Below are 25,630 nucleotides of genomic sequence, written 5' to 3'. Positions count from 1 at the left end.
CTCCTCAAGAGGTGGTCAAGCCGGCAGCGAGGCCACCCCGGGCGGCAGGAAGCGGGAGGCGGAATAGCCGTTCCTGTCCAGGTACGGGGTGATCCCGCCGAGGTGGAACGGCCAGCCGGCGCCGAGGATCATGCACAGGTCGATGTCCTGCGGCGCGGTGACCACGCCCTCGTCCAGCATGAGGTGGATCTCCTCGGCCAGCGCCGCCAGCACCCGGCGGCGCAGCTGCTCGGCCGTCGACGGGGAGGAGCCGCCGGTGAACAGGGCCACCGCCTCCGGATCGAGGGAGAAGTCCGGCAGGTAGACGCCCGGCTTGCCGGACTCGACCAGCCTGGTCAGGTTGGCGGAGACGCGGAACCGGTCCGGGAAGGCCTCGTGCAGCGTCTCGGCCACGTGCAGGCCGACGGCCGGGCCGACGAGCTGCAGCAGCGCGAAGGGAGTGATCGGCAGGCCCAGCTCGTCCAGCGCGTGCTCGGCCACCTCCAGCGGCGTGCCCTCGTCCACGGCGGTGATCACCTCGCCCATGAACCGGGTCAGCAGCCGGTTGACCACGAACGCGGGGGCGTCCTTGACCAGCACCGCCGACTTGCGCAACGTCCTGCCCACGGCGAACGCGGTGGCCAGCGTGGCGTCGTCCGTCGCGGCCCCCCTGCCGATCTCCAGCAGCGGCATCACCGCGACCGGGTTGAAGAAGTGGAAGCCGACCAGCCGCTCCGGGTGCGCGAGCCGCTCGCCCATCTCGGTCAGCGACAGCGAGGAGGTGTTGGTGGCCAGCACGCAGGTGTCGGACACCACGGCCTCCACCTCGGCGAACACCTGCTTCTTGACGGCCAGGTCCTCGAACACGGCCTCGATCACGAAGTCGGCGTCGGCGAAGGCGTCCTTGGTGAGCGAGCCGGTGATCAGGGCGGTGAGCCGGTTGGCCTGGTCGGCGGAGACGCGCCCCTTGGCCAGCAGCTTGCCGATCTCGGCGTGCGCGTACGCCACGCCCTTGTCGAGCCGGGCCTGGTCGAGGTCGGTCAGCACGACCGGCACCTCCAGGCGGCGCGCGAACAGCAGCGCCATCTGCGAGGCCATCAGGCCCGCGCCCACCACGCCGACCTTGGTCACCTTGCGCGCCAGTGCCGCGTCCGGGGCGCCGGTCGGCCGCTTGGCCCGCTTCTGCACCAGGTCGAAGGAGTAGAGCCCGGCCCGCAGCTCGTCGCCCAGCAGCAGGTCGGCCAGCGCCTCGTCCTCGGCGGCGAAGCCCTCGTCGCGACCGGCCGTACGAGCCAGCGCGATGAGGTCGAGCGCCCGGTAGGGCGCGGGGGAGGCGCCGTGCAGCTTCAGGTCGACCAGGAAGCGCGCGTCGCCGATCACCTTGTCCCAGTCCGTGGCCGTGTGGTCAGGACGGGTGACCGTCTCCTCGCCCTGCAGCACGCGGGCCGCCCAGCGCAGCGACTCCTCCAGGAAGTCGGCGGGCTCGAACATCGCGTCGGCGACGCCGAGCTCGAACGCCTGAGCGCCCTTGAGCATGCGGTTCTGCGCGAGCGGGTTGTCGATGACGAGCTTGATGGCGTTCGCCGGGCCGATGAGGCGGGGCAGCAGCTGCGTGCCGCCCCAGCCCGGCACCAGGCCGAGGAAGCACTCGGGCAGCGCCACCGCCGGGACCCCGGCGGAGATCGTCCGGTAGGTGCAGTGCAGCGCGATCTCCAGGCCGCCGCCCATGGCCGCGCCGTTGACGAACGCGAACGAGGGGACGGCGAGCTCGCCCAGGCGGCGGAAGACGTGGTGGCCCAGCGCGCCGATCGCCAGCGCCTCCTCGCGCGTGGCCAGCTTCGCCGCGCCGGTGAGGTCGGCGCCGACGGCGAAGATGAACGGCTTGCCGATGACGCCGACCGCCGCCAGGTCGGTGCGGGCGGCGATCTCGGACAGCGCGCCGTTCAGCGCGAACAGCCCGTGGGGGCCGAAGGTGTTCGGCTTGGTGTGGTCGAAGCCGTTGTCGAGCGTGATCAGCGCCATCGTGCCCGCGCCACCGGGCAGCTCCACGTCGCGGACCAGGGCCTTGGTGACCACTTCGGCCGCGTTGCGCTCGCTCAGCAGCGAACGCCAGGTCTCGAGGTTGCTCATGCCAGGTTCTCCCAGATCACGGTGCCGCCCATGCCCATGCCGACGCACATGGTGGTGATGCCGTAGCGAACGTCGGGGCGCTCGCCCAGCTGGCGGGCGAGCTGCGTCATCAGCCGCACGCCGGAGGAGGCCAGCGGGTGGCCGAAGGCGATCGCGCCGCCGTAGGGGTTCACCCGCGGGTCGTCGTCGGCGATCCCGAAGTGCTCCAGGAAGGCCAGCACCTGTACGGCGAACGCCTCGTTGATCTCGAACAGGCCGATGTCGGAGATGGACAGCCCGGCCAGGCGCAGCGCCCGCTCGGTGGACGGGATCGGGCCGACGCCCATGACCTCGGGGTCCACGCCCGCGAAGGCGTAGGAGACGAGCCGCATCTTCGGCGTGAGGCCCAGCTCGCCGGCCACGTCGGCGGCGGCGACGAGGCAGCCGGTCGCGCCGTCGTTGATGCCGGAGGAGTTGCCCGCGGTGACGTTGCCGTGCGGCCGGAACGGGGTCTTCAGCCCGCCCAGCGTCTCCACCGTGGTGCCGGGACGCGGCGCCTCGTCCTGCACCGCCAGGCCCCAGCCCTTCTCGGCCGTCCTGATCGCCGTCGGCACCAGGTCCGGCTGGATCTTGCCGTCGGCGTAGGCCTTGGCCACCTTCTCCTGCGACAGCGCCGCGTAGGCGTCGGCGCGCTCCTTGGTGATCGAGGGGTAGCGGTCGTGCAGGTTCTCGGCCGTCATGCCCATGACCAGCGCGCTCGGGTCGACGAGCTTCTCCGACAGGAACCGCGGGTTGGGGTCGACGCCCTCGCCCATGGGGTGGCGGCCCATGTGCTCGACGCCGCCCGCGATGGCCACGTCGTAGGCGCCGAACGCGATGCCGCCGGCGACCGTGGTCACCGCGGTCATCGCCCCGGCGCACATGCGGTCGATGGCGTAGCCGGGCACGGACTTGGGCAGCCCGGCCAGCACCGCGGCCGAGCGGCCGATGGTGAGGCCCTGGTCGCCGATCTGGGTGGTCGCGGCGATCGCGACCTCGTCCACGCGCTCGGGTGGCAGTTGGGGGTTACGCCTGATGAGCTCGCGGATGACGCGGACGACCAGGTCGTCGGCGCGGGTCTCCGCATAGAGCCCCTTCGGCCCTGACCTGCCGAAAGGCGTGCGCACGCCGTCGACGAACACGACGTCACGAGAGGAAGGCACGGATTCGCTCCTCGTTGCTGGAAGGCTTGCGAGCCCTATGCTACTCGTCAGTAACCACCATGCACGCGAACGTCGCGACGAGCAGGGCGTAGATGAGGAGGGTGGGCGGGGTCCAGAAGTGGGCGCGGGCTCCCAGCAGGGCCGCGACGGCCACGGCCGCACCCGCCCAGAGCACCGCGCCCCGCCGCCGGTGCGCGCCCGGGCCGGGATCCCACGGATCTCCGGGTGACCCTCCCGATCGGCCGGCGCGCGGCGGCATCCCCCGCGCGGCACGTGCCCACCACAGGCAGAGACATGCCCCTGCGCCTAAGCAGGCCACCGCGCAGGCCACGGTGATCGCGCGGGCCAGCGCCGTGGCGACGGTGTGCTGGCCGGCGTCGGCGAACAGGGGCGGCAGCGCGCCGCCGAGCAGCACCACCAGCGCCCACCCGCAGGCCATCGCCGGCCGGCTCAGCGGGCGCAGCGGCGAGGCGGGCGAGGCCGCGTACAGCGCGAACTCGCGGCGGCGGGTCTCGCGCGCCCGCGCGCCCCAGACCGCCTGGGTGATCGCCAGCGTGGGCAGCGCGCCGAGGAAGAGCGCCAGGGCCAGCACCGCCAGCGGCAGCGCCGCCGACGTCCCGGCCGCCCGCTCGGCGAGCAGCTGCGCGGCGCAGAGCAGCGCGATCGAGCCGGTCAGCGCGATGAGGGCGATCCGGCGCGCGGCCCGGGCACGCGCCCGCAACCCCGCCACCGCCTGCGCACCGGGAGGGGGTGCGATCTTGGTCATGACCATGTAAGTCATGATGGCGTCACTACGGTCGGTGACACCTGGGATTCACCGAGTTCGCATGGAGCCCTAACCGTCCTCGTACGGGTATCCCCAGCCCTTGCCGGGTGCGCAGATCTTCATCGTGATGCTCTTCTGACTGCTTGTGGGGCTCACGACCTCGAAGACCACGCGGTGCGTACCTCCCGACTCGTCCCAGGCGATGCTGGGGAGCAGGGGCTTCGACGAGGGGCCGCCCGCCTGCCGGCCCTGGTTACGGCCGTTGAGCAGCCAGCGGTAGCTGTAGGAGCCGGTGGCGGTGACCTTGGCGTAGAGATTCGCGTCGGAGCGCCAGCAGTCGCCCACCCGGATGCCCTCGACGGAGAAGGCCACCGAGGTCACCCCACCCCCGGCGGTCGCGGCCGGTTTCGTGGTCCGGGGGCGGGTGGTCGTGGGGGCGGCAGTCGTGGGGGAGGCGGTCGTGGGACGTGCCGTCGTGGGGCGCGAACTCGGCGGGGTGGTGGTCGCGGTCCTGGTGGGGTGGGGAGATCGGTGCTTGGGAGACCGCTTCGGGGTGGTCGCCCCGGATGTCTTGGTGGTGGTCGTGGGGGACGGGCTCGTGTCCAGGGTCACGGTGGTGGGCCGCCCGAAGGGCATGGGCAGCCACACCCAGGCGGCGACCACCGCGCCGGTCACGACCAGCGCCGTTCCGCCGGCCAGCAGCGCCAGACCGCCCCGGTTACGCGAGGCCGCGCGTGCGGGGCTGTACCCGTGGGGGTACGCCGACCCTGATCCGTAACCATGGGGAGGGGCTGTGCGGGGTGCATGGGGATGGGCGTTGCCGGGTGGGGGTCCGTAGCTGCTTGGGTGGGTTTCGCTGGGTGGGGGTCCGTACCCAGTGGGGTGGGTTCCGTCGGGTGCGGGCCCGCTTGGGCCGGAGGGGGGTCCGTACTCGCTTGGGCTGGGTGCTGGGCCGGATGGGCTGGGCTGGGCGGCTCCGTACCTGTGGAGAGGAGCGGAGGTGGGGGCGGCGGCTCGGCCGCTGATGAGCTGGAAGAGGACGTCCTGCATGGTGGGACGGGCGGCGGGATCCTTGGCCAGGCAGGCGGACAGGATCGAACGCAGCGGCTCGGGCACCTCGCCGAGCCAGGGCTCGGCGTACTGGATCCTCGTGATCACCGCCGGCAGCGAGTCGTTGCCGAACGGCGGTGCGCCGGCGGCCGCGTAGACCATGACGCAGGCCCAGGCGAACACGTCGGTCGGCGGGCCCACCGGCTGCCCGGCCAGTTGCTCCGGGGCCATGTACGCGGGCGTCCCGATGACGCTGCTGGTGGCGGTGAGCGCGTCGTCCATGGCGCGGGCGATGCCGAAGTCGATGACGCGCGGCCCGTCCCGGCCCAGCAGCACGTTCGCGGGCTTGAAGTCGCGGTGCACGACGCCCGCCCGGTGGATGGCGGCGAGCGCGGTGGCGGTGGCGACGGCCAGCCGCTGCAGGTCCGCGCCGGCGTGCCGGCCGGCCTGCTGCAGGGACGGCCCCTCCACGTACTCGGTCACGATGTACGGCCGGCCGCCCAGCGAGGCGTCCAGCACCTGGGCGACACAGAACGGCTCCACCCGGCGGGCGGCGGCGATCTCCTTGGCGAAGCGGCCGTCACCGGCGACCCCCTCCCGCAGCGCCTTGACGGCGACCAGCGTGCCGTCGGGGGCGGTCCCCAGGTAGACGACTCCCTGGCCGCCCTCACCGAGCTGCCTGATCAACCGGTAGGGGCCGATGGCGGGCGGCATCATCAGTAGTCCACGGAGCAGACGTCGACCGAGACGCTCTTGTTCGCGCTGCTGGGGGAGGTGATCCGGAGGCTGACGGTGTGGCCGCCGGTGTCCAGCATGTACTGCTTGGCGGTGACGAACGCCGTGTAGTCGTCCTCCGGCACCCACGACCGGCCGCTCTCCACGGTCCGGCCGTCGACCTGCCACGCGTACGAGATCCACACCCCCTGGCGGCTCGACTCCACGCTGGTCTGGAAGTGCACCGGCGGCATGAGACAGCCGCCCGCCCCGGCCTGCCCGGGGCCGCCGCTCAACTTGATGTCCAGGATGCTGACCCTCGCCGAGACCGGCTTCCTGGTCCGCTGAGGAGTGGCGCTCGGCGACGCGGCCATCGTGCGCTGTGAGGAGGCCGACGGCTTGGCCGTACTCGCAGGGGTGGGCTTGCTCGTGGCACTCGTACGGGTGGGCCTGCCCGTGGCCGTGCGCCGGGGAGCGGCCGTCGGAGATTTCTTGCGCCGGGCGGAGGCGGTGGGCTGGGGAGGGGATTCGGTCGGCGAGCCGGTGGCCGTGGGCGGGCCGGTGGAGGGCGCCGCGAGCGGCCCTTGTCCTGACAGTCCGGGCCACGGTACGACCCAGGCGACACCGCCGATCACAGCGGCGACCGCCACCCCCGCCGCCACCGCGGCGACGCCCCCCTTACGCCCCCGCCCCACCTCAACCGCGCCGTGCGGGGGATACGGGCCATGCGGCCCGCCTGCCCCCATCGGGCCCTGCGGTGGGTACGGGCCGTTCGGCCCGCCTGCTCCCATCGGGCCCTGCGGTGGGTACGGGCCGTTCGGCCCGCCTGCTCCCATCGGGCCCTGCGGTGGGTACGGGCCGTTCGGCCCGCCTGCTCCCATCGGGCCCTGCGGTGGGAATGGACCGTTCGGTCCGCCCCCGCCCATCGGGCCTCCGCCGCCCGTCGCGGCGTGCGGGCCGTCGTGGGTCTGCCTTCCGCCCAGGAGGCGCAGCAGTACGTCCCGCATGGTCGGTCGGGCCCTCGGATCCTTGGCCAGGCAGTCGTACACGAGGGAGCGCAGCGGCTGGGCGAGGTCGCCGAGCTGGGGTTCGTTGTGCAGGACGCGGTTGATGACCGCGGGCAGCGTGTCCTGGCCGAACGGCGGCCCGCCCGTGGCCGCCCAGACGATGACCGACGCCCAGGCGAACACGTCGGCCGGCGGCCCGACCGGCTGCCCGGCCAGCTGTTCCGGCGCCATGTACGCGGGTGTGCCGACGATGCCGGTGCTGACCGTGGCCGCGGCGCCGGCCGCGCGGGCGATGCCGAAGTCGATGACGCGCGGACCGCCGGGGCCGAGCAGCACGTTGGCCGGTTTGAAGTCGCGGTGCACGACGCCTGCCTCGTGGACTGCGGCCAGCGCGGTGGCGGTGGCGACGGCCAGCCGTTGCAGGTCCGCGCCGGCGTGCTGGCCGGCCTGCTGCAGGGACGGCCCTTCGACGTACTCGGTCACGATGTACGCCGGCCGCCCCGGAGAGGCGTCCAGCACCTGGGCGATGCAGAAGGGCGCCACCTGCCCGGCGGCGGCGATCTCCTTGGCCAGCCTGTCGTCGAACCCGGCGCTGTCATGCAGCACCTTGACGGCGACCCGCCTGCCGTCAGGCGTTTCGCCCAGGAAGACGGTTCCCTGACCTCCGGAGCCGAGCCGGCCGAGCAACCGGTACGCGGCCACCCTTCCCGGGTCGTCCTCCCGTAGCGGGTCGACATGAGCCATGAGGGGTGTGACTCCTGAGCCGGGTGCGATGGACCTACGTACCCTAGCCACTTACGGGATCAATCGGGATCAAGTAAGGCGCGTTGTCATTTGGCAGAGGCGATATGCTGCCCGACCTGATCATTGCGTGAAGGGCACTTCGTGGGCGGGTACCGGGATATCGACGTTCAGGACTCTCGTACCGCTCCGGCGACCGAGCGGGGCCATCGATCGAGCAGGCATCGGCCACCCGTGCGGCGGCTGACACCGCTCGGCTGGGTGAGCGTGGTCCTGACCGTCGTGCTGGTGGTGGTCAGTCTGTCCGGCTACGGCTATTACCGCAGCCTGGACAGCCTCATCAAGCGTAAGGAGATCGTGGTGAGCGGGGAGCGCCCGCGCGAGACCGGCGCGCTCAACGTGCTGCTCGTCGGATCGGACTCCCGCGAGGGCGACAACAAGAAGTACGGCGCGCTGTCGCAGGGGCTGGGCGAGCGCACCGACACGATCCTGCTGTTGCACATCTCCCCGGACCGGGACAAGGTAACCATGATCAGCTTCCCACGCGACTCCATGGTCCTGATCCCCGAGTGCGACCTGCCGAACGGCACCGTCAAGCCCGCCGGCCTGGGCCAGATCAACTCCGCCTTCAACGACGGCGGTGAGTCCTGCACGATCAAGACGCTGGAATCGCTCACCGACATTCGCATCAACCACTCCGTGAAGGTGGACTTCACCGGCTTCAAGGGCATCATCGACGCGATCGGCGGCATCGAGATCTGCCTGCCCAAGGCGGTCAACGACCCCAAGGCGAAGTTCGTGCTCGGCCCGGGCAAGCACGTCGTGAAGGGCGAGCAGGCGCTCGGCTATGTGCGTACCCGCTACGCCCTCGGCGACGGCAGCGACCTCAGCCGCATCCAGCGCCAGCAGGTCTTCCTCACCAAGGTGCTGGAGAAGGTCACCGACGGCGGCCTGCTCACCAACCCCGGCAAGCTCGACGCGTTCCTGCGGGCCGCCGCCGGCGCGGTGACCGTCGACACCGGGCTCTCGTTCGGCCGGCAGCTGGAGATCGCCAACAGCGTCCGCGGGCTGACCGCCAAGGAGCTCAAGGGCATCACCGTCCCCACCGAGCCCTACCCGGCCGACAAGAACCGGGTGCAGTTCAGGCAGCCCGCGGCGAACGACTTCTTCGCCCGGGTCCGCGACGACGTCGAGGTCACCGTCGCCGCCAGCCCGGGGACCGCCCCCGTGCAGAAGGTCAAGAACGAGCAGGTACGCGTCCAGGTGCTGAACGCCACCGGCGAGGTGGGCAAGGCCACCACGGTGGCCGACGAACTGGCGGCCCAGGGGTTCGTGGTGACCCACGTCGGCAACGCCGCGCCGGCGTCGGCCACCTCGATCCGCTTCGCCAAGAAGGACGCCGCGACCGGTCCCGCCTACGGTGAGGCCGTGGCCGCCCGGCTGTCGAAGGACAAGCGCACCCCGGTGATGGGCAAGGTCAAGCCGCTGACCACCGACACCTACAAGGGCAAGACCGCGGGCAAGCCCGGCGGCCCTCGGCTCACCGGCCCGGTGATCCAGCTCGTCATCGGCGCTGACTGGCCCGGCGTCCGGGTGCTGTCCACGATCCCGGACTCGCTCAAGGACAAGGTCGTCGACACCACCACCAACCCCTGCCTGTGACGCGGGCGGTGACACCCGCTCCCCGTCTGTGACGCAGGCGGTGACACCCGCCTCCCTGTCTGTGACTCAGGCGGTGACACCCGCGTCCACCGCGATGCACGCGCCGGTGACGGCGCGTCCGCCCTCGCCCGCGAGGTGGGCCACGGTCGCGGCGATGTCCTCAGGGGAGCAGTAGCGGCCCAGCGCGGTGAAACGGCGCTCCTCGTCCGCCTCCGGCCCGTCGGCCGGGTTCATCTCGGTGTCGGTCGAGCCGGGCTGCACCAGGTTGGCGGTGATGCCACGCGGCCCGAGGTCGCGGGCCAGGCCCTTGGTCAGGCCGATGAGCGCCGACTTGCTCATCGCGTAGAGGGTCCAGCCCGGGTAGGGCACCCGCTCGGCCAGGCTGCTGCCGATCGTGATGATCCGGCCGCCGTCGCTCAGGCGCCGCGCCGCGGCCTGCGCCAGCACGAACGAAGCACGGGCGTGTACGGCCAGCGTGCGGTCGATCTCGTCGAGCGTCACCTCCTCCAGCGGCCCGTACGGGGCGATGCCCGCGTTGCTCACCACGACGTCCAGCCCGCCCAGGGCGGCGGCCGTACGCTCGACCGCACCGGCCACTTCGGCGGCGTCCGCCATCTGGGCCCGCATGCTCAGCCCGCGCCGTCCCGTCGCCTCGATCTCCTTCACCACCGTGGCGGCCCGGTCGGCCGCGACGGCGTAGGTGATCGCCACGTCGAACCCGTCCGCCGCCAGGCGCCGCGCGACGGCCGCGCCGATGCCCCTGCTGCCCCCGGTGATCAGTGCGACCTTGGCCATGTGTCCTCCATTAAGTGGAATGCATTCCGGTTCAGACTATAAGCGGAACGGATTCCGTATGCAAGGATGGAGGTGTGAGACGCGAGCGCAGCGACGCCAGCCGCAACCGCGCGAAGATCCTCGACGCGGCGGCCGGCATCGTGGCGCTCCATGGCGTTCAGGGGCTGTCGATGGCCGAGGTGGCCGCCGCCGCCGGGGTGGGGGTCGGCACGCTCTACCGCCGGTTCGGCGACCGGTCCGGGCTGGCCTACGCGCTCATCGACGAGCGGGAGCGCGCGTTCCAGTCGGCGTTCATCGAAGGGCCGCCGCCGCTGGGGCCGGGCGCCGAGCCCGCGCTCCGGATCCGCGCTTTCCTGCACGCGCTCACCGACCGGACCGTGGCGCAACTCGACCTGCTGCTGATGGCGGAGACCAGCGGCACGTTCGCCCGCTTCGGCGGCGCCTATGACGCCTACCACGCCCATCTGACCATGCTGATCGGGCGGCTGCGGCCGGAGCTGGACACCGCCTGCGTGGCTGACGCGCTGCTGGCGCCGCTGGCCGCGCCGCTGCTGGCCTACCGGGTGCGCGAGTGCGGCGTGGGGATCGAGCGGGTCAGATCCGCGCTTGACGCCCTGCTCGACGGGATCTTCGCCTGACGGCCGAACGGCCGTCATACCCCCGCAAAACAGGGCTCAAACGACTCTTGGGGCCTATGTGACGCAGAGTAACTTTAGCGAAACATGTGAAATATCCGGACAAGATGGGGTCGATTCTGTTAGGAAAGGTAGCGGTCCGTATCCGTACTAGAGAGGTACAGCGTGGCTCGCGACGAGAACGACAGGTCATATGAGGATGGACAGGGGAGGTCGTCGAACCCCGATTTGACCGGCGACGTGCTGTCCCCGCGCTGGAGCACCGACGACACGGACGAGCAGCCGGCCATCCAGGTCTCGGGCAACGAGACCTACATTTTGCCGCCCGCCAAGGGTGTGTCGGCCGACGGTGAGCCGTACGTCACCACGGGCGAGCCCATCTACCTGGACGGCCAGGGCGGCTATGTCAAGGATGAGACGGGCGGCGCTTATCTCGTGGAGGGGCAGGCCGACGCCCTCTACTCGGGCGACTCGCCCAGCGGCGCCCACTACCTGAGCGACGTCTCCGGTGACGCTCGCTACACGGGCGACTCCCCGAGCGGCGCCCACTACCTGGGTGACTCCCCGAGCGGCGCGCACTACCTGGGCGACTCGCCCAGCGGCGCGCACTACACGGGTGACGCGCCGAGCGGTCCTCTTTACACGGGTGACTCCCCGAGCGGTGCGCACCGCCTCGACGAGGGAGCCGATGTCACCTACCTCCCGCTCGACAAGAGCTACGAGAGCTCGCTCGGCAACGATGACGACCCCCCCAAGCGCGGCTTCCTCGGCTCCGGCTGGACCGAGAACGCCGACGACGGGCACGGCAGGAGCGACAAGGAGGTGCGCCGCCGTACCAGGCTCCTGCTGGTGGCGGCCGCCGCCGTGGTGCTGCTCGGGGGCGGCGCAGGCTGGATGCTCACCGGTACGTCCTCCGACGACCCGTGCGCCGGTGGCCGCTGCGCCACCGTCGGCGAGCTCAACGCGCCCGCCGCGACGCCCAAGGACGAGCTGGACGCCCCCGTCGAGGAGGCCGAGGACACCTCCCCGCCCGAGCCGACGGCCTCCGCGACCGAGGCCCCCACCAAGGCGCCGGCCAGGGTACGCCCCACGCGGACCGCCGCCCAGGAGCCCGCGCCCACCGCCACCCGGTCGCCGAAGGCGACGGCCCGGCCGACCAGCAGGGCCACCCAGGCGCCTGACGACGAGATCCCGGACCTCGACGCCGACACCACCAAGCCGCAGCCCAAGACTCGCAAGACCGAGGACTCGCTCGGTGACCAGTCCGTGAATCAGCCGACCATCGCGCCGACGACCCCGGACCTCGCGCCGAAGCCGGAGGAATCGAAGGGACTGCTCGACATCCTGTTCCCCTGGGCCTGAGACATGTAAGGATGCGGACCCAGGTGTCGATCTGGCACACTGGGAAACCGCTTTCCGGGAGGTCTCGTGGTCACGCTGGAAGACGTCGCCCGACAGGCAGGCGTCTCGCTCGCGACCGCCTCGCGGGTGCTGAACGGCAGCACCCGCCAGGTGGGGTCGGCGCTGCGAGCGCGCGTCGAACGGGCCGCCGACGAGCTGGGCTACCGTCCCAACAGCGCCGCCCAGACCCTGGCGCGCGGCGCGAGCAACGTCATCGGCATCGTCGTCCACGACCTGACCGACCCCTACTTCGCCGCGCTGGCCGACGGCGCGATCGGGGCCGCCGCCGGTGAGGGCCTGCTCGTGATGGTCGGCACCACCCACCGCGACCCCGAGCAGGAGATCGCCTACGTGGCGACGCTGCACGCCCAGCGGGTCCGCGCCGTGCTGCTCGCCGGCTCCCGGGTCACCGACCAGCAGGTCACCGCGCGACTCGCCGCCGAGCTGGCGAAATACCAGGCCGGTGGCGGGCGGGTGGCCGTGGTGGGCCAGGACCTGCTCGGCGTCGACACCGTGGCCCCCGCCAACTATGAGGGCGCCGCCGCGCTGGCCCGCTCGCTGGCCGGCCTCGGCCACACCCGCTTCGCCGTGCTGGCCGGGCCGCCGCATCTGATGACGGCCGCCGACCGGTGCGCCGGGTTCGTCACGGCGGTCAAGGAGCTCGGCCTGCCGGAGCCGCTGGTCGTCCCAGGGCCGTTCGACCGCGACGGCGGCTACGCCGCGGCCCGGCGGACCGGCGCGGCGACCTGCGTGTTCGCGGTCAACGACGTCATGGCGGTGGGCGCGCTCGCCGCCTACCGTGAGCAGGGGATCCGGGTGCCGCAGGACGTGTCCGTGGCCGGTTTCGACGACATCGCCACCCTGCGCGACCTGGTCCCGGCTCTGACGACCGTACGGCTGCCGCTGAAGGACATGGGCGCACGCGCCCTGGAGCTGGCGCTGTCCGCGGGGGAGTCCGTGACCGTGGACCAGGTGCCCGGCCAGGTGGTGCTCCGTGAGAGCGTGGCGGACCTGCGTGCGTGACCGTGGATCAGGCGGTGCTCCATGGGGCGTGGCGACCTGCGGTGATGTCGACGTGATGATGGGGAGAGCTGGATGAGGCTGGCGGTCAGCACGCTGGGGATGCCCGGTGCGGGGCTCGACGAGGCGATCGAGGCGGCGGTCCGGCACCACTGCCAGGGACTTGAGCTACGGCTGCATCCCGACACCGGGGTGCACGCCGGCCTCGACCGCGACCAGCGCCTGTCGGTCCGGCGCCGGGTCGAGCGGGCGGGCCTGGAGATCGCGGCGCTGGCCGGATATGTCGGCGTGTGCCGGCCGGGGGACGACGAGCCCGTCGTCGAGGCGCTGCTCGCCGACCTGGCGCTCGCCGCCGACCTCGGCGCGCCCGGCGTGCGGGTGTTCCCGCGCGGCGGCGACCCGGCCGTCGGCGCGGGCAGGCTCAAGGCGGTCTCCGGTACGGCGGCCGACCTCGGCGTACGTGTCCTGGTGGAGACGCACGACCAGATGGCCACCGGCGCCGCCCTGGCCGAGCTGCTCGCCCAGGCGGGCACCCCGGAGACGGCCGGCGCGATGTGGGACCTGCTGCACCCGTGGCGGCACGGCGAGGCCCCCGCCGACACGCTCGCCGCCCTGGCCCCCTACCTGGCCTACGTCCAGGTCAAGGACGCCGTCTCGGCCGAGGACACGACGCCGGTGCCCATGTGGTCCGGCTCCGTGCCGCTGGACGAGGCGGGCGAGCTGCTGCGCGCGGCCGGCTACGACGGATGGGTGTCGCTGGAGTGGGAGCGCACCTGGTATCCCCAGGTGGCGCCGGTCGAGGAGATTCTGCCGGGGGCCGCCGAGTGGGTGCGGCGCTTCGGCGCTTAGATGGGGGAATGTCCTCCCCTCTTCACAGCAAGGTGCTCGTCGTCGGCATGGACGGCCTGCGCTTCGACCGCCTCCTCGCCCTCCGGCCGCCCGTCCTGACCGCGCTGATGTCCACCGGCGTGTACGGCACCGCCAGTCTCCCGTACGGGGAGTCCGACGCCCCCCGTACCGAATCGCCCGGTGAGGTCGTCCCCGAGCTCGCCGAGGCGCACCTGGACGCGGCCGGGCGGCGGGTGATCCGGGCGCGGACCGATTCCGGGCCCGGATGGTCGTCGATCGCGTCCGGGGTGTGGCCGGACAAGCACGGGGTGGTGGACAACGGCTTCGCCCGTGCCCAGTTCACGAAATATCCGGACTTCTTGAGTCGGGCCAAGGCGGTGCGGCCCGAGCTGACCACCTCCGCGCTGTTCTCCTGGGCGGCGCTGGACGAGCACGGCGCGTTCGGCGACGGCATCGACACCAAGGTCGTGCTCGACGGGTACGCCCTGACCTTCGCCGCCGCCGACCGGCAGATCGCCGCCGAGGCCGAGCGCCACCTCGCCGGCTCCGCCCCCGACCCCGACCCCGACCTCACGTTCGTCTACCTGGGCGACACCGACGAGGTGGCCCACGACCTCGGCCCGCTCTGCCCCGAGTACGCCGAGGCCCTGCTCGTCCAGGACACCTTCCTGGGCCGTTTCCTCGACGCGGTGCGCGCCCGCCCGTCCTACGCCGACGAGCGCTGGACCGTGCTGGTCACCACCGACCACGGCCACGTCGACGAGGGCGGGCACGGCGGAACCTCGGAGCAGGAGCGCACGGTCTTCGTCATCGCCAACCGATTGGGCGCCGACCTGGGCGGCAGGTCTCTGGGCGAGGCGCGGCTGGTGGACGTGGCCCCGACGGCGCTGGCGGCGCTGGGCATCGCGGTGGACCCCGGCTGGGGGCTGGACGGGGTGCCGCTGACCTTCTGAGCCGATCGATATATCATCATGTGTTGAATTTCAACGCCGGAAGCGTGAGACTCATGGACAAGAACTGAACGCCGGGAGGACACGCGATGAAGACGGCCCTGGGCTTCTCCCACATCGACGGAGGGATGCTCGACGAGGTGGGTGGCAAGGCCGCCAATCTCGGCGAGCTCACCCGAGCCGGCCTGCCGGTGCCGCCGGGCTGGGTGCTGACCACCCGGGCCTACCAGGAGGCCGCCGAGGCGGCCGGCCTGGACGCGATCGTCGCGGCGGGCGGCGAAGGGCTGGCGCGGGCGGCCAGGGCCCGGCTGCTGGAGACCCCGGTGCCGCCGGCCGTGGAGCAGGCCGTACGGGAGGCGTACGGACGGCTCGGTGAGGAGACGGCGGTGGCGGTCCGCTCCTCGGCCACCGCCGAGGACCTGCCCTTCGCGAGCTTCGCCGGGCAGCAGGACACCTACCTCAACGTGATCGGGCCGCAGGCCGTGCTGGACGCGGTGCGCCGCTGCTGGGCCTCGCTGTGGACCGACCGCGCCGTCGCCTACCGCGAGTCCAACGGCATCGACCACGCCCGCGTGCGGCTCGCGGTCGTCGTGCAGGTCATGGTGGACGCGCAGGTGGCCGGCGTGATGTTCACCGCCAATCCGGTGACGGGCAGGCGGCGCGAGGTGGTCATCGACGCCGCACCCGGACTGGGCGAGGCCGTGGTGTCCGGCGCGGTCAACCCGGACCGGTTCGTGGTGGACACGGCCGGCGCCGACATCCTCCAGCGACACCAGGGCGACAAACGAATGGCGATCCGCCCACTGAAGGGCGGCGGCACCGAGCACGTCCCCACCGGGCAGGGCAATACCGAGCACGGTGGGGATGGGCACGGCGGGGATGGGCAGGACGGGTTCTGCCTGGACGACGTGCGGGTGCGTGAGTTGGCCGCGCTCGGCGCCCGCGTCGAGGAGCACTACGGCGCCCCGCAGGACACCGAGTGGGCGATCGACGCGGACGGGAAACTGTGGCTCACCCAGTCCCGGCCGATCACCACGCTCTACCCCCTGCCGGAGCCGCGCGAGCAGGGCCTGCGGCTGTACTTCTCCGTCAACGTGGTCCAAGGCGTCATGGGCCCGCTCACCCCCATGGGAATCGCCGCGCTCAAACTGGTGGCCAGCGGCGCGGCGAGCCTGTTCGCCCCCAGCCCCGCCGCCCCCGCTGACCGGCGCGATGGGCCGGCTGTGCTGGCGGTGTCGGGTCAGCGGCTCTGGCTCGATCTCACCACCGCCGTGCGCAGCCGCCCCGGCCGGTTCATCCTGCCGAAGGTGCTCTCGGTCGGGGAGGCCCGCTCCGGCGCCGTGCTGGAGAGCCTCGCCGACGACCCCAGACTGTCGGTGATCCACACCTCGCGCCGCCCGATCGCCCGCGCCGCGTTCCGTTTCGCCGGCCGGCTGCACGCCCCCACCCGCGTACGCCAGGCGCTGATCAGTCCCGAACGGGCCCTCGCGTACACCCGGCGGGTGGGCGAGGAGCTCGGCCGGCGGCTCCGCGTGCCCGACACGGCCACCCCCGCCGAACGGCTGGCCCACGCCGAGCGCGTGCTTTCCGGCGTCTTCCCGATGATGATCTCCATCATGCCGATCGTGATCACCGGATACGGGCTGTACGGGCTGGCGTCGAAGCTGTCCGGCGTACCTCTGGGTGAGATGCAGGACGTGCTGCGCAGCGTCCCCCACAACCCGACCACCGAGATGGACCTGGAACTCTGGGCCCTGTCCACCCGCATCGAGCCCGAGCCGTTCCGGCGGGAGCCGGTGAGCGAGCTGGTCCGCCTGTACCGTGCGGGCGAGCTCCCGCCGAAGGCCCAGCGCGAGATCGCCGCCTTCCTGCGCGTGTACGGTCACCGCGGCGTCGCCGAGATCGACCTGGGCGTGCCGCGCTGGTCGGAGGATCCGGCGCACATCCTCGGCGTGCTGGCCAACTACCTGCGCATGGACGGCGGCGCCGACCTCGCCCCCGAGGCGCTGTTCGCCAGGGGCGCGGCCGAGGCCGAAGCCGAGACGGCCCGGCTCGTGGCCGCCGCCCGCCGCCGTGGCCGGCTACGGGCCGCGGTGGTCCGCTTCGGCCTGCGCCGCACCAGGCAGGTGGTGGGCCTGCGCGAGCTGCCCAAGTTCTACCTGGTGAAAGCCCTGGCGGAAGTACGGCGCAGCCTGCTCGTCGTGGGCGAGCACCTGGTGACGACGAGCGTGCTCGACACGGCGGCCGACGTGTTCTTCCTGACCCCACCGGAAGTCGAGTCCGCGCTCACCGGCGGTGACCTGCGCGAGCTGGTGGCCGAGCGGCGGGCGGCCTACGAGCGGGAGGCGCGCCGCAGGCACGTGCCGAGGGTGCTGCTGTCCGACGGCACCGAGCCCGAGGCGCTGGCGACGGTCGCGGCGGACGGCGCCCTGGTCGGCACCGCCGCCTCGGCCGGCACGGTGACCGGCACCGCGCGGGTGGTGCTCGACCCGGTCGGCGCCCACCTGGAGCCGGGCGAGATCCTCATCTGCCCGTCCACCGACCCGGGTTGGACGCCGCTGTTCCTCACGGCCGGCGGCCTGGTGATGGAGATGGGCGGCTCCATGTCGCACGGCGCGGTGGTGGCGCGGGAGTACGGCATCCCCGCCGTGGTCGGCGTCCCCGACGCCACCCACCGCATCACCACCGGTCAGCAGGTCACGGTGAACGGCGCGGCGGGAACCGTGACGATCACCGAGCCTCAAGAGGCGGCCGTCACCACACCCGTGTAGGAGCGGCCGTTCACGGGATGGCCGTCACCACACCCGCGTGGGAGGGGCCGTTCACGGGGTGGCCGTCACCACACCCGCGTAGGAGGGGCCGTTCACGGGATGGCCGTCACCACGGTCGCGTAGCGGTCCTTCATCGTCGCCACCACCTCGTCGGGGTCGGCCGCCCAGATGTCGGCGTTGAAGATCTCCACCTCCACGTCGCCGGTGTAGCCGGCCTCGGCCACCGCCCTGGTGATCGGCGGGAAGCCGATCACCCCGTCGCCCATCATGCCCCGCCCGAGCAGCACGTCCGCCGGCAGCGGATGCAGGTAGTCGCACACCTGGTAGGAGGCGATCCGGTCGCCCGCCCTGGCGATCTGCTCCAGCAGGGCCGGGTCCCACCACACGTGGAAGGTGTCCACCACCACGCCCACCTGCGCACGCGGGTGGGCCAGGGCCAGGTCCAGCGCCTGGCCCAGGGTGGACAGCACCGCCCGGTCCGGGCAGTAGATCGGGTGCAGCGGCTCCAGGGCCAGCTGCACGCCCCGCTCCCCGGCGTACGGCGCGAGCACGCCCAGCGCGTCGGCCACCTGCCGCCGGGCGCCCGCCACGTCGCGGGAGAAAGCGCCGGGCAGCGGCTCACCCGGCTTGACCCCCGGCAGGCCGCCCACGACCATCACCAGGCAGGCGGCTCCCAGCTCGGCGGCCTCGTCCACGGCCCGCTTGTTGTCGTCGAGCGCGGCGGCGAACGCGCGCCGCCCCTCCTCGCCGGGCAGCCCGCCCGCCGTGAGGAAGCCGCCCCGGCACAGGGACGACACCCGCAGCCCGGCGTCCCGCACCAGCTTGGCGCTGCGCGCGAGCCCGTGCTCGGCCACCTCCTCCCGCCACAGGCCGATCGCCTCCAGACCGTGCCGGACGCACCCGGCCACGGCCTCGGGCACCGACCACCGCCGGGTCGTCCGCTGGTTCAGCGAGAGGCTCACAGCCGCTCCTCCGTAGATCCGATGGTTTCCTCGCTCACCGGCCGTGCACCGCCAGCAGCGCCTTCATCCGGTGTACGGCCCGCTCCTGGTCCGCCAGCAGCCCCGCCTGGTCGGCCAGCCGGAACACCTCGGCCAGATGGGTCAGCGAGCGCGCCGACTGGGCGCCGTTGACCATGGTGAACGCGTCCTGGTGGCCGTTCAGCCAGGCCAGGAAGACGATCCCGGTCTTGTAGTTGTACGTAGGCGTCTCGAAGATCTTCCGCGACAGCGGCACGGTCGGGGCCAGGATCTCGTCATAGGCGGCGAGCAGGCGGTCACGATCCGCCTCGTCGCCGGCGGCCTCGGCCGAGTCCAGCGCCCGCAGGGCCGCCGCGGCGGCGGGGGCGATGGCGTCGAAGATGCCCAGCAGCGCGTGCGAGCCCGACCTGATCAGCGACGGGTAGTTGAAGTCGTCGCCGGTGTAGAGCCGGACGCCCGCCGGCAGCGCGGCACGCAGCCCGACCTCGTGCTCCTCGTCCAGCAGCGACACCTTCACCCCGTCCACCAGCGGGGCGTGCGCGTGGATCAGCTCCAGGAACGCCTCGGTGGCGGCCGGCACCGCACGCGAGCCCCAGTAGCCGGCGAGCTGCGGATCGAACATCTCGCCGAGCCAGTGCAGGATCACCGGCCGGTCGGCGAGCCCGAACAGCTTGCCGTACACCTGGTGATAGTCCTTCGGCCCGCGCGCCACCCTGGCCAGCTGGCGTGAGGCCATGATGATGATCCCGGCGCCGGTCGACTGGACGGTCTCCAGCTGCTCGGCGTACGCGGCCGTGATGGCGTCCAGGTCGGCGGCCTCCGGCGCGTGGTCGGTGCCGGCGCCGCAGGCGACCAGCTCGGCCGGGTCGCCGAACGCGCGGGCCTCGGCGGCGCTGCGCCTGATGAGCTCGCGGGTGGCCGCCCAGTCCAGGCCCATGTTGCGCTGGGCGGTGTCCATGGCGTCGGCCACGCGCAGTCCGTACGACCACAGGTGGCGGCGGAAGCGCAGGGTGGCGTCCCAGTCGACGGCGGCGGGGGAGCCGGGCGTGTTGTCGCCGAGCGGGTCGGCCACCACGTGCGCGGCGGCGTACACCACCCGGCTGGTGGCGGGAGCGTCGACGCGACATTCGACGGCGGGCCAGGTCACCGGCTCGCGCAGGGTGTAAGCGCCACCGGGCAGGTCGATGTTCACAGGCCGGGCACCTCGATCCTGCGGCCCTCGGCCGAGGAGCGCAGGCCCAGCTCGGCGAGCTGCACGCCGCGCGCGCCGGCGGCGAAGTCGTACGGGAAGGGGGCGTCCTCCAGGACGTGCCTGATGAACAGCTCCCACTGGATCTTGAACCCGTTGTCGAACTCGGCGTTGTCGGGCACCTCCTGCCAGCCGTCACGGAAACGCGCGGTGGCGGGCAGGTCGGGGTTCCAGACCGGCTTGGGGGTGGTGGCGCGCGACTGGACGCGGCAGTCGCGCAGGCCCGCGACGGCGCTGCCGTGCGTGCCGTCCACCTGGAACTCCACCAGCTCGTCGCGGTTCACCCGGACCGTCCAGGAGGAGTTGATCTGGGCGATGACCCCGCCCGCCAGCTCGAAGATGCCGTACGCGGCGTCGTCGGCGGTCGCCCGGTAGGTCCGGCCCTGCTCGTCCACCCGCTCGGGCACGTGCGTGGTCGCCCTGGCGTAGACGGACTCGACCCGGCCGAACAGGTTCTCCAGCACGTAGTGCCAGTGCGGGAACATGTCGAGCACGATGCCGCCGCCGTCCTCGGCCCGGTAGTTCCACGACGGGCGCTGCGCCTCCTGCCAGTCGCCCTCGAACACCCAGTAGCCGAACTCGCCGCGCACCGACAGGATCCGGCCGAAGAAGCCGCCGTCGATGAGCCGCTTGAGCTTCAGCAGGCCAGGCAGGAACAGCTTGTCCTGCACCACCCCGTTCTTCACGCCCTTGGCGGTCGCGGCCTCGGACAGGGCGACCGCCTCCCGCACCGACTCGGCGGTGGGCTTCTCGGCGTAGATGTGCTTGCCGGCCTCGATGGCCTTGAGCACGGACTTCACCCTGGCCGAGGTCACCTGGGCGTCGAAGTAGATCAGGTTGTCCTCGTCGGCCAGGGCGGCGTCCAGGTCGGTGGTGTGGTCGGCGATGCCGTGCCCGTCGGCGAGAGCGGCCAGCTTGTCGGCGTTGCGGCCGACCAGGACCGGCCTGAGCTTGACCCGGCTGCCGTCGGAAAGCGTCACCCCGCCCTGCTCGTTGATCGCCAGAACCGAGCGGACCAGGTGCTGGCGATAGCCCATCCGTCCGGTGACGCCGTTCATCACGACGCCGATGGTGCGCACGCTCATGGGAGTCCTTTCAGGGAAAGCGCTTTCCCGAACGGTACGGCTGAGCCGCCGGAGGCGTCAAGTGGGCCGCCCCGCCGTCTCTAGCCTTCGGTCCTGGCCAGCGCCTCGGTGAGCGGGCGGGCGGTCAGGGAGAGCTGCCATTCGCGGGCGCCGAGCTTGCGCAGCCTGGCGGTCACGCTCTCCTCGGTGATCTCCTCCGGCGGCTCCCAGGTGAGCCTGCGCACCGCGTCGGGCTGCAGCAGGTTCTCCGTGGGCATGTGGTGCTCCTCGGCCAGCGCGACCACCACGGCACGGGCCGAGGCCAGCCGCTTGGCGGCGGCGGGATCGCGGTCGGCCCAGCGGTTGGCCGGCGGCGGGCCGTCGCCCGTCGTGCTCGGCTGCGGCAACTGGGCGTCGGACAGGGTGCGGCCCCTGTTGACCGCGGCCAGCCAGTCGTTGATGTGCCGGCGCGCGCTGCGCCCGGTGAAGGCCGAGATCTCGGTGAGCGCCTTCCTCGTACGCGGACCCTGCAGGGCGGCGGCGACGATCGCGGCGTCCGGCAGCACCCTGCCGGGGGCCAGGTCGTTCTCGCGGGCGATCGTGTCGCGCATCGTCCACAGCTCACGCACGATCGCCAGCGCCCGGACGCTGCGTACCTTGTGAATGCCCGACGTGCGCCGCCACGGGTCGGACCGGGGCGCCGGCGGCGCGCTGTTGAGCACGGCGCCGAACTCCTCGTGCGCCCACGCCAGCTTGCCGCTCTCCGTCAGCTCCGCGTGCAGCACGTCGCGCAGCTCGACCAGCACTTCGACGTCCAGCGCGGCGTAGCGCAGCCACGCCTCCGGCAGCGGCCTGGTGGACCAGTCGGCGGCCGAGTGCCCCTTCTCCAGCCGCAGGCCGAGCACGGTCTCGACCATGGTGCCCAGCCCCACCCGCTCGTAGCCGAGCAGCCGGCCCGCGAGCTCGGTGTCGAACATGTCGCGCGGCCTGAACCCGATCTCCATCAGGCACGGCAGGTCCTGCGAGGCGGCGTGCAGCACGATCTCCGCCTCGGCGACGGCCGCGTCCAGCGCCGACAGGTCAGGGCAGGCGATGGGGTCGATCAACGCGGTGCCGGCTCCGGCGCGGCGCAGCTGGACCAGATAGGCGCGGTTGCCGTAGCGGTAGCCGGAGGCGCGCTCGGCGTCGACGGCCACCGGTCCGGTGCCCGCGGCGTAGGCCTCGACGACACGCGCCAAGGAGTCGGCGTCGGCGACGACGGGCGGGATGCCCTCGCGTGGTTCGAGCAGCGGGACCACGGTGCGTTCTTCAGTCATGGGTGGCCGCCCTCATGACACCGGTGCTGTGTTGACTTGTGGCCTCACGTCGTTCGGTCACTCTCCGGATCTTCGCGTCGGCGGGGCATGGCGGCCACGTCGGGCGGCAGCGGCGGGATCCCGGCCGCCACGCACATGAGGTCGCACCAGGCGGCGACATGGCCGGACAGGTCCTCCTCGGCGGGGGACCAGGAGGCGCGCAGCTCAAGCTCGGTGGTGACCGGATCTTCGGCCTTGTTGCCGAAACCCTCGGAAACCGCTCTAGTCACGGTACCGCCAGCGGCGGAGTAGTCGGCGTGGTGCGTCTCGAGCGCCTCGGTCAGCCAGCTCCACGCCACCGGGCCGAGCAGCGGGTCGGAGGTGATCTCCGGCTCCATGTCGGCCCGGACATAGGCCACCAGCCTGAAGGGCCCCTCCCAGCCGCGCTGGCCGTCGGGGTCGTAGAGCAGGATGAGCCGGCCGACCGCGAGCTCGTCGTCGTCGCGGTAGACCGACGCGCCGATGGCCGCCGAGTGGGGGGCGAGCCGCTGCGGAGCGGGCAGGTCCTCGAACTCGATCTCCGGGCGGACCTCAGCGATGCGCAGGCTCTCGACCGCGCGCCTGAACGCGGCCGGGGCCGGCGGCTGGTCACCGAGGGTCATAGTCGAAGAGTAGGTCGAAGTTGGACGGAAAGGGACCACGGGGGTGCTCATTCTCGGCGATCAAACCGCTGCCGTCACCAGCAGGCGGACCGGCCGCGCGCATTCGGCCGGACCGAGGAAGACCGCGTGCCCGCACGCGACGCACGCCCATTCGGGGCACTCGCCCGGCTCATGGCCGTCGAGGCACGCCGGCTGCTCGAACAGCCGCTCACCCGCGCAGGAAGCACAGCGCTCATCACCGTGCACATCACAGTGCTCATCGCCGTGTTCATCACGGTGCTCCGGAGAACTCCACAACGCGGTCATCGCACCAGTCATCGATCCGGGGCCTTTCTTCGGGTCGTGGGATCGACGTTGGCACGAGCCGCTGACATTTCCGTGCAACGCGCTCGGCGTGTCCCCAAAGTGGATGCTGAATCGATGCCGCGCGGTGTCTTGGCGAACTTTTTGCGCACTCGAAACCGGCTTTCTGGTCGCCCGTGGGGTGTGGTCGACCCGTACGGGGCCCCGATGCCGAGCCGGCCGGTAAACATCCATCCTGCTATCTGATCATGAATTTGTCGTTCCCAGGCGGAATTTCCGACACCGCGCTCTCGTGTCGGGACCGGCACCCGGTCATGGCACCCTTGAGAGGTGAACCTCGATGACTCCGCCTTCCTGCGCGCCTGCCGTCGCCGGCCCGTTCCGCACACCCCGGTGTGGTACATGCGCCAGGCCGGGCGCTCGCTGCCCGAATACCTGAAGGTCCGCGAGGGTGTGCCGATGCTCACCGCGTGCAGCACGCCCGACCTCATCGTCGAGATCACCCTGCAGCCGGTCCGCCGTTACGGCGTCGACGCGGCCATCTTCTTCAGCGACATCGTCGTGCCGCTCAAGGCCATCGGCGTCGACCTCGACATCAAGCCGGGGGTCGGCCCCGTCGTGGCGGACCCGATCCGCGACGCCCAGGGCCTCGACGTGCTGCGCCCGCTGGAGCCCGCCGACGTGTCCTACGTCACCGAGGCCATCCAGGCGCTGACCGGCGAGCTCGGGGGCACGCCGCTGATCGGCTTCGCGGGCGCGCCGTTCACCCTCGGCTCCTACCTCCTCGAGGGCGGCCCGTCCAAGAACCACGACCGCACCAAGGCCATGATGTACGGCGAGCCCCGGCTGTGGCATGCCCTCATGGAGCGGCTCGGCGACATCGTGCTGGAGCACCTGCGCATCCAGATCAGGGCGGGCGCCTCGGCGATCCAGCTGTTCGACTCCTGGGTGGGGGCGGTGCCGGAGGACGACTACCGCGAGTTCGTGCTGCCGCACACCCGCCGCATCTTCGACGGCCTGGCCGACCTGGACGTGCCGCGCATCCACTTCGGCGTCGGCACCGGTGAGCTGCTCGGCGTGCTCGGCGAGGCCGGGGCCGACGTCGTGGGCGTGGACTGGCGGGTGCCGCTGGACGAGGCCGCCCGCCGGGTGGGCCCCGGCAAGGCGCTGCAGGGCAACCTGGACCCGGCCATCCTGGCGGCCCCCTGGGAGGTCGTGGAGCGCAAGGCCCGCGAGGTGCTGCGCCGGGGCAAGGCCGCCGAGGGGCACGTGTTCAACCTGGGCCACGGCGTGCTGCCCTCGACGGACCCCGACCAGCTCAAGCGCCTGACCGACCTGGTCCACGAAGCCTGAGCCGGCGGCGCGGCCCGTACCCGGTGTGCGGCCTGGGCCGTACACGGTCGGTCCTTCACGAGGGCCGGCCGCGGGTGGCCGTACGTGATTCTTCGCGGTTGATCTGTGCGGGTCGGTCACGACGCCTGGGTCTCGGCGGCGGGTACGGCGGGCTGCGGGCGGGGACGGCGGCGGCGCAGCAGGACGATCACGAGCACCGTCACCGGGGCCACCACGATCAGCCACGGCAGGACCGTGCCGAGCACCGTGAGCAGGACCTTCAGGAAGGCCACCAGCGAGTCCCAGCCCGACTTGAGGCCGCCGAGGAAGCCGGCGGGCTCCTCCGAGGAGTCCGGCACCACGGCGGTCGGGCCGACCAGCCGCAGCGTGAGCGTGGCCATGCCGACCTGGGCGGCGAGCTCCTTCTGCTGCGCCTGCAGCGACTCCAGGTCGGCCTCACGGCCGGCGATCTCCCGCTCCACCTGCAGCACCTGGCCGATGGTGTCGGCCTTCTTCAGCAGCACGCGCAGCGAGTCCAGGGCCTGCTGCGCGGACTTCAGCCGGCTGTCGACGTCCGCGACCTGCAGCGTGACGTCCTGGGTGCCCTGTTCGAGCCGGAGCTGCTTGCCCAGGTCCTTGCCCAGCGAGCCCAGCACGTCGGGGTAGCGCGCCGGCGGGATCTTGAACTCCAGGAGGGCGGAGGCCCTGGTCCGCTCGGCCGAGGTGCTCTCCTCCTTGGCCAGGTGGCCGCCCGCGGCGACGACGACCTGCTTGGCCTGCAGGGCGGCGGCCGGGACGTCCTTGGCGCGCACGGTCATGCTCGCGGTGTAGATGACCTTCCGTTCCTGCTGGACGACCTGCACGTTCGAGGCGAGGTTCTCGTTCGCCTGGCGCTGCGGCTTGGGCATGGCCTGGTCGGCCGCCTCGGGCTCGCTCCCGGCCGCCGACTCCCTCGCGGGGGCGAGCGCCTGCGCCGGCGCGCTGTCCGAGGCCGTACTCCCCGCGCCTCCCGAACAGCCGGCCAGGAACAGGGCCGCGCACACGGCGGTCAACGCCACGCCGATCTGGTGTCTCCTCATGACCGTTAACACGGA

General features: G+C 72.4%; 21 protein-coding genes. 8 read left to right on the top strand and 13 right to left on the bottom strand.

Annotated elements, in window-relative coordinates; translation table 11 throughout:
• Positions 1-15: 15 nt before the first annotated feature.
• Genes OHA68_RS42885 through OHA68_RS42865 form a run of 5 tightly spaced genes read right to left on the bottom strand, consistent with a single transcriptional unit; the run spans position 16 to position 7,571 of the window.
• Positions 16-2,109: a 3-hydroxyacyl-CoA dehydrogenase NAD-binding domain-containing protein gene (locus OHA68_RS42885; RefSeq protein ID WP_189143802.1), complete on the bottom strand. Its 2,094-nt coding sequence runs from the start codon at positions 2,107-2,109 to the stop codon at positions 16-18.
• Positions 2,106-3,290 (bottom strand): thiolase family protein, encoded by a 1,185-nt coding sequence (locus OHA68_RS42880; RefSeq protein ID WP_327105368.1) that lies wholly within the window; start codon positions 3,288-3,290, stop codon positions 2,106-2,108. Before OHA68_RS42880 ends, OHA68_RS42885 begins: the two co-directional genes overlap by 4 nt.
• Before the next feature lie 40 nt (positions 3,291-3,330).
• Positions 3,331-4,071, bottom strand: a complete 741-nt coding sequence (locus OHA68_RS42875) for a hypothetical protein (protein ID WP_327105367.1) — start codon at positions 4,069-4,071, stop codon at positions 3,331-3,333.
• 54 nt (positions 4,072-4,125) lie between these two features.
• A complete protein-coding gene (locus tag OHA68_RS42870) occupies positions 4,126-5,823 on the bottom strand; it encodes a serine/threonine-protein kinase (RefSeq protein WP_327105366.1) in 1,698 nt (565 codons plus the stop codon).
• Positions 5,823-7,571, bottom strand: a complete 1,749-nt coding sequence (locus OHA68_RS42865; RefSeq protein WP_327105365.1) for a protein kinase domain-containing protein — start codon at positions 7,569-7,571, stop codon at positions 5,823-5,825. The genes OHA68_RS42870 and OHA68_RS42865 overlap by 1 nt, the downstream gene beginning before the upstream one ends.
• A 231-nt stretch (positions 7,572-7,802) precedes the next feature.
• Here OHA68_RS42865 and OHA68_RS42860 point away from each other — a divergent pair, with 231 nt between their 5' ends.
• Entirely contained in the window at positions 7,803-9,230 is a 1,428-nt protein-coding gene (locus tag OHA68_RS42860; RefSeq protein WP_327105364.1) for an LCP family protein, read from the top strand.
• 66 nt (positions 9,231-9,296) lie between these two features.
• Here OHA68_RS42860 and OHA68_RS42855 read toward each other — a convergent pair whose 3' ends face one another.
• Positions 9,297-10,025, bottom strand: a complete 729-nt coding sequence (locus OHA68_RS42855) for an SDR family NAD(P)-dependent oxidoreductase (RefSeq protein ID WP_327105362.1) — start codon at positions 10,023-10,025, stop codon at positions 9,297-9,299.
• A 74-nt stretch (positions 10,026-10,099) separates the two neighbouring features.
• Here OHA68_RS42855 and OHA68_RS42850 point away from each other — a divergent pair, with 74 nt between their 5' ends.
• The 6 genes from OHA68_RS42850 to OHA68_RS42825 all read left to right on the top strand — a co-directional run bounded on the left by OHA68_RS42850 (position 10,100) and on the right by OHA68_RS42825 (position 17,651).
• Entirely contained in the window at positions 10,100-10,663 is a 564-nt protein-coding gene (locus OHA68_RS42850) for a TetR/AcrR family transcriptional regulator (protein ID WP_327105361.1), read from the top strand.
• 162 nt (positions 10,664-10,825) lie between these two features.
• Entirely contained in the window at positions 10,826-12,022 is a 1,197-nt protein-coding gene (locus OHA68_RS42845) for a hypothetical protein (protein ID WP_327105359.1), read from the top strand.
• Positions 12,023-12,088: 66 nt separating this feature from the next.
• Positions 12,089-13,084, top strand: a complete 996-nt coding sequence (locus tag OHA68_RS42840; protein ID WP_327105358.1) for a LacI family DNA-binding transcriptional regulator — start codon at positions 12,089-12,091, stop codon at positions 13,082-13,084.
• Between the two features lie 72 nt (positions 13,085-13,156).
• A complete protein-coding gene (locus OHA68_RS42835) occupies positions 13,157-13,930 on the top strand; it encodes a sugar phosphate isomerase/epimerase family protein (protein ID WP_327105357.1) in 774 nt (257 codons plus the stop codon).
• Between the two features lie 8 nt (positions 13,931-13,938).
• Entirely contained in the window at positions 13,939-14,883 is a 945-nt protein-coding gene (locus tag OHA68_RS42830) for an alkaline phosphatase family protein (protein WP_327105356.1), read from the top strand.
• Positions 14,884-14,969: 86 nt separating this feature from the next.
• Positions 14,970-17,651 (top strand): PEP/pyruvate-binding domain-containing protein, encoded by a 2,682-nt coding sequence (locus OHA68_RS42825; RefSeq protein WP_327105355.1) that lies wholly within the window; start codon positions 14,970-14,972, stop codon positions 17,649-17,651.
• Between the two features lie 92 nt (positions 17,652-17,743).
• On the opposite strand, the gene OHA68_RS42820 is transcribed toward OHA68_RS42825, so the two are convergent.
• The 6 genes from OHA68_RS42820 to OHA68_RS42795 form a co-directional block, all read right to left on the bottom strand.
• A complete protein-coding gene (locus tag OHA68_RS42820) occupies positions 17,744-18,613 on the bottom strand; it encodes a sugar phosphate isomerase/epimerase family protein (protein ID WP_327105354.1) in 870 nt (289 codons plus the stop codon).
• 34 nt (positions 18,614-18,647) lie between these two features.
• Positions 18,648-19,823, bottom strand: coding sequence for a dihydrodipicolinate synthase family protein (locus OHA68_RS42815; RefSeq protein WP_407674399.1), 1,176 nt, complete (start codon positions 19,821-19,823; stop codon positions 18,648-18,650).
• The gene (locus tag OHA68_RS42810) at positions 19,820-20,965 is read right to left on the bottom strand and encodes a Gfo/Idh/MocA family protein (RefSeq protein WP_327105353.1); all 1,146 of its coding nucleotides are present in this window, start codon (positions 20,963-20,965) and stop codon (positions 19,820-19,822) included. Before OHA68_RS42810 ends, OHA68_RS42815 begins: the two co-directional genes overlap by 4 nt.
• 80 nt (positions 20,966-21,045) lie before the next feature.
• Positions 21,046-22,260 carry a ribonuclease D gene (locus OHA68_RS42805; RefSeq protein WP_327105352.1) on the bottom strand — a complete coding sequence of 405 codons (1,215 nt, stop codon included), beginning with the start codon at positions 22,258-22,260 and terminating at the stop codon, positions 21,046-21,048.
• 44 nt (positions 22,261-22,304) lie between these two features.
• Positions 22,305-22,901, bottom strand: coding sequence for a DUF3000 domain-containing protein (locus OHA68_RS42800; protein WP_327105351.1), 597 nt, complete (start codon positions 22,899-22,901; stop codon positions 22,305-22,307).
• Positions 22,902-22,961: 60 nt separating this feature from the next.
• Positions 22,962-23,207 carry a hypothetical protein gene (locus tag OHA68_RS42795; RefSeq protein WP_327105349.1) on the bottom strand — a complete coding sequence of 82 codons (246 nt, stop codon included), beginning with the start codon at positions 23,205-23,207 and terminating at the stop codon, positions 22,962-22,964.
• A gap of 327 nt (positions 23,208-23,534) precedes the next feature.
• Between OHA68_RS42795 and hemE the strand changes: the two genes are divergently transcribed.
• The gene (gene hemE / locus OHA68_RS42790) at positions 23,535-24,557 is read left to right on the top strand and encodes a uroporphyrinogen decarboxylase (protein ID WP_407674398.1); all 1,023 of its coding nucleotides are present in this window, start codon (positions 23,535-23,537) and stop codon (positions 24,555-24,557) included.
• 116 nt (positions 24,558-24,673) lie between these two features.
• Here hemE and OHA68_RS42785 read toward each other — a convergent pair whose 3' ends face one another.
• On the bottom strand, positions 24,674-25,615 hold the full coding sequence (locus OHA68_RS42785; protein WP_327105347.1) for a DUF4349 domain-containing protein: 942 nt from the start codon (positions 25,613-25,615) through the stop codon (positions 24,674-24,676).
• Positions 25,616-25,630: the final 15 nt, after the last annotated feature.

Origin of the sequence: Nonomuraea glycinis, from assembly GCF_035920485.1 — a bacterium.
Classification (GTDB): Bacteria; Actinomycetota; Actinomycetes; order Streptosporangiales; family Streptosporangiaceae; genus Nonomuraea; species Nonomuraea glycinis.
This window is presented reverse-complemented; position numbering and strand designations above follow the sequence as displayed.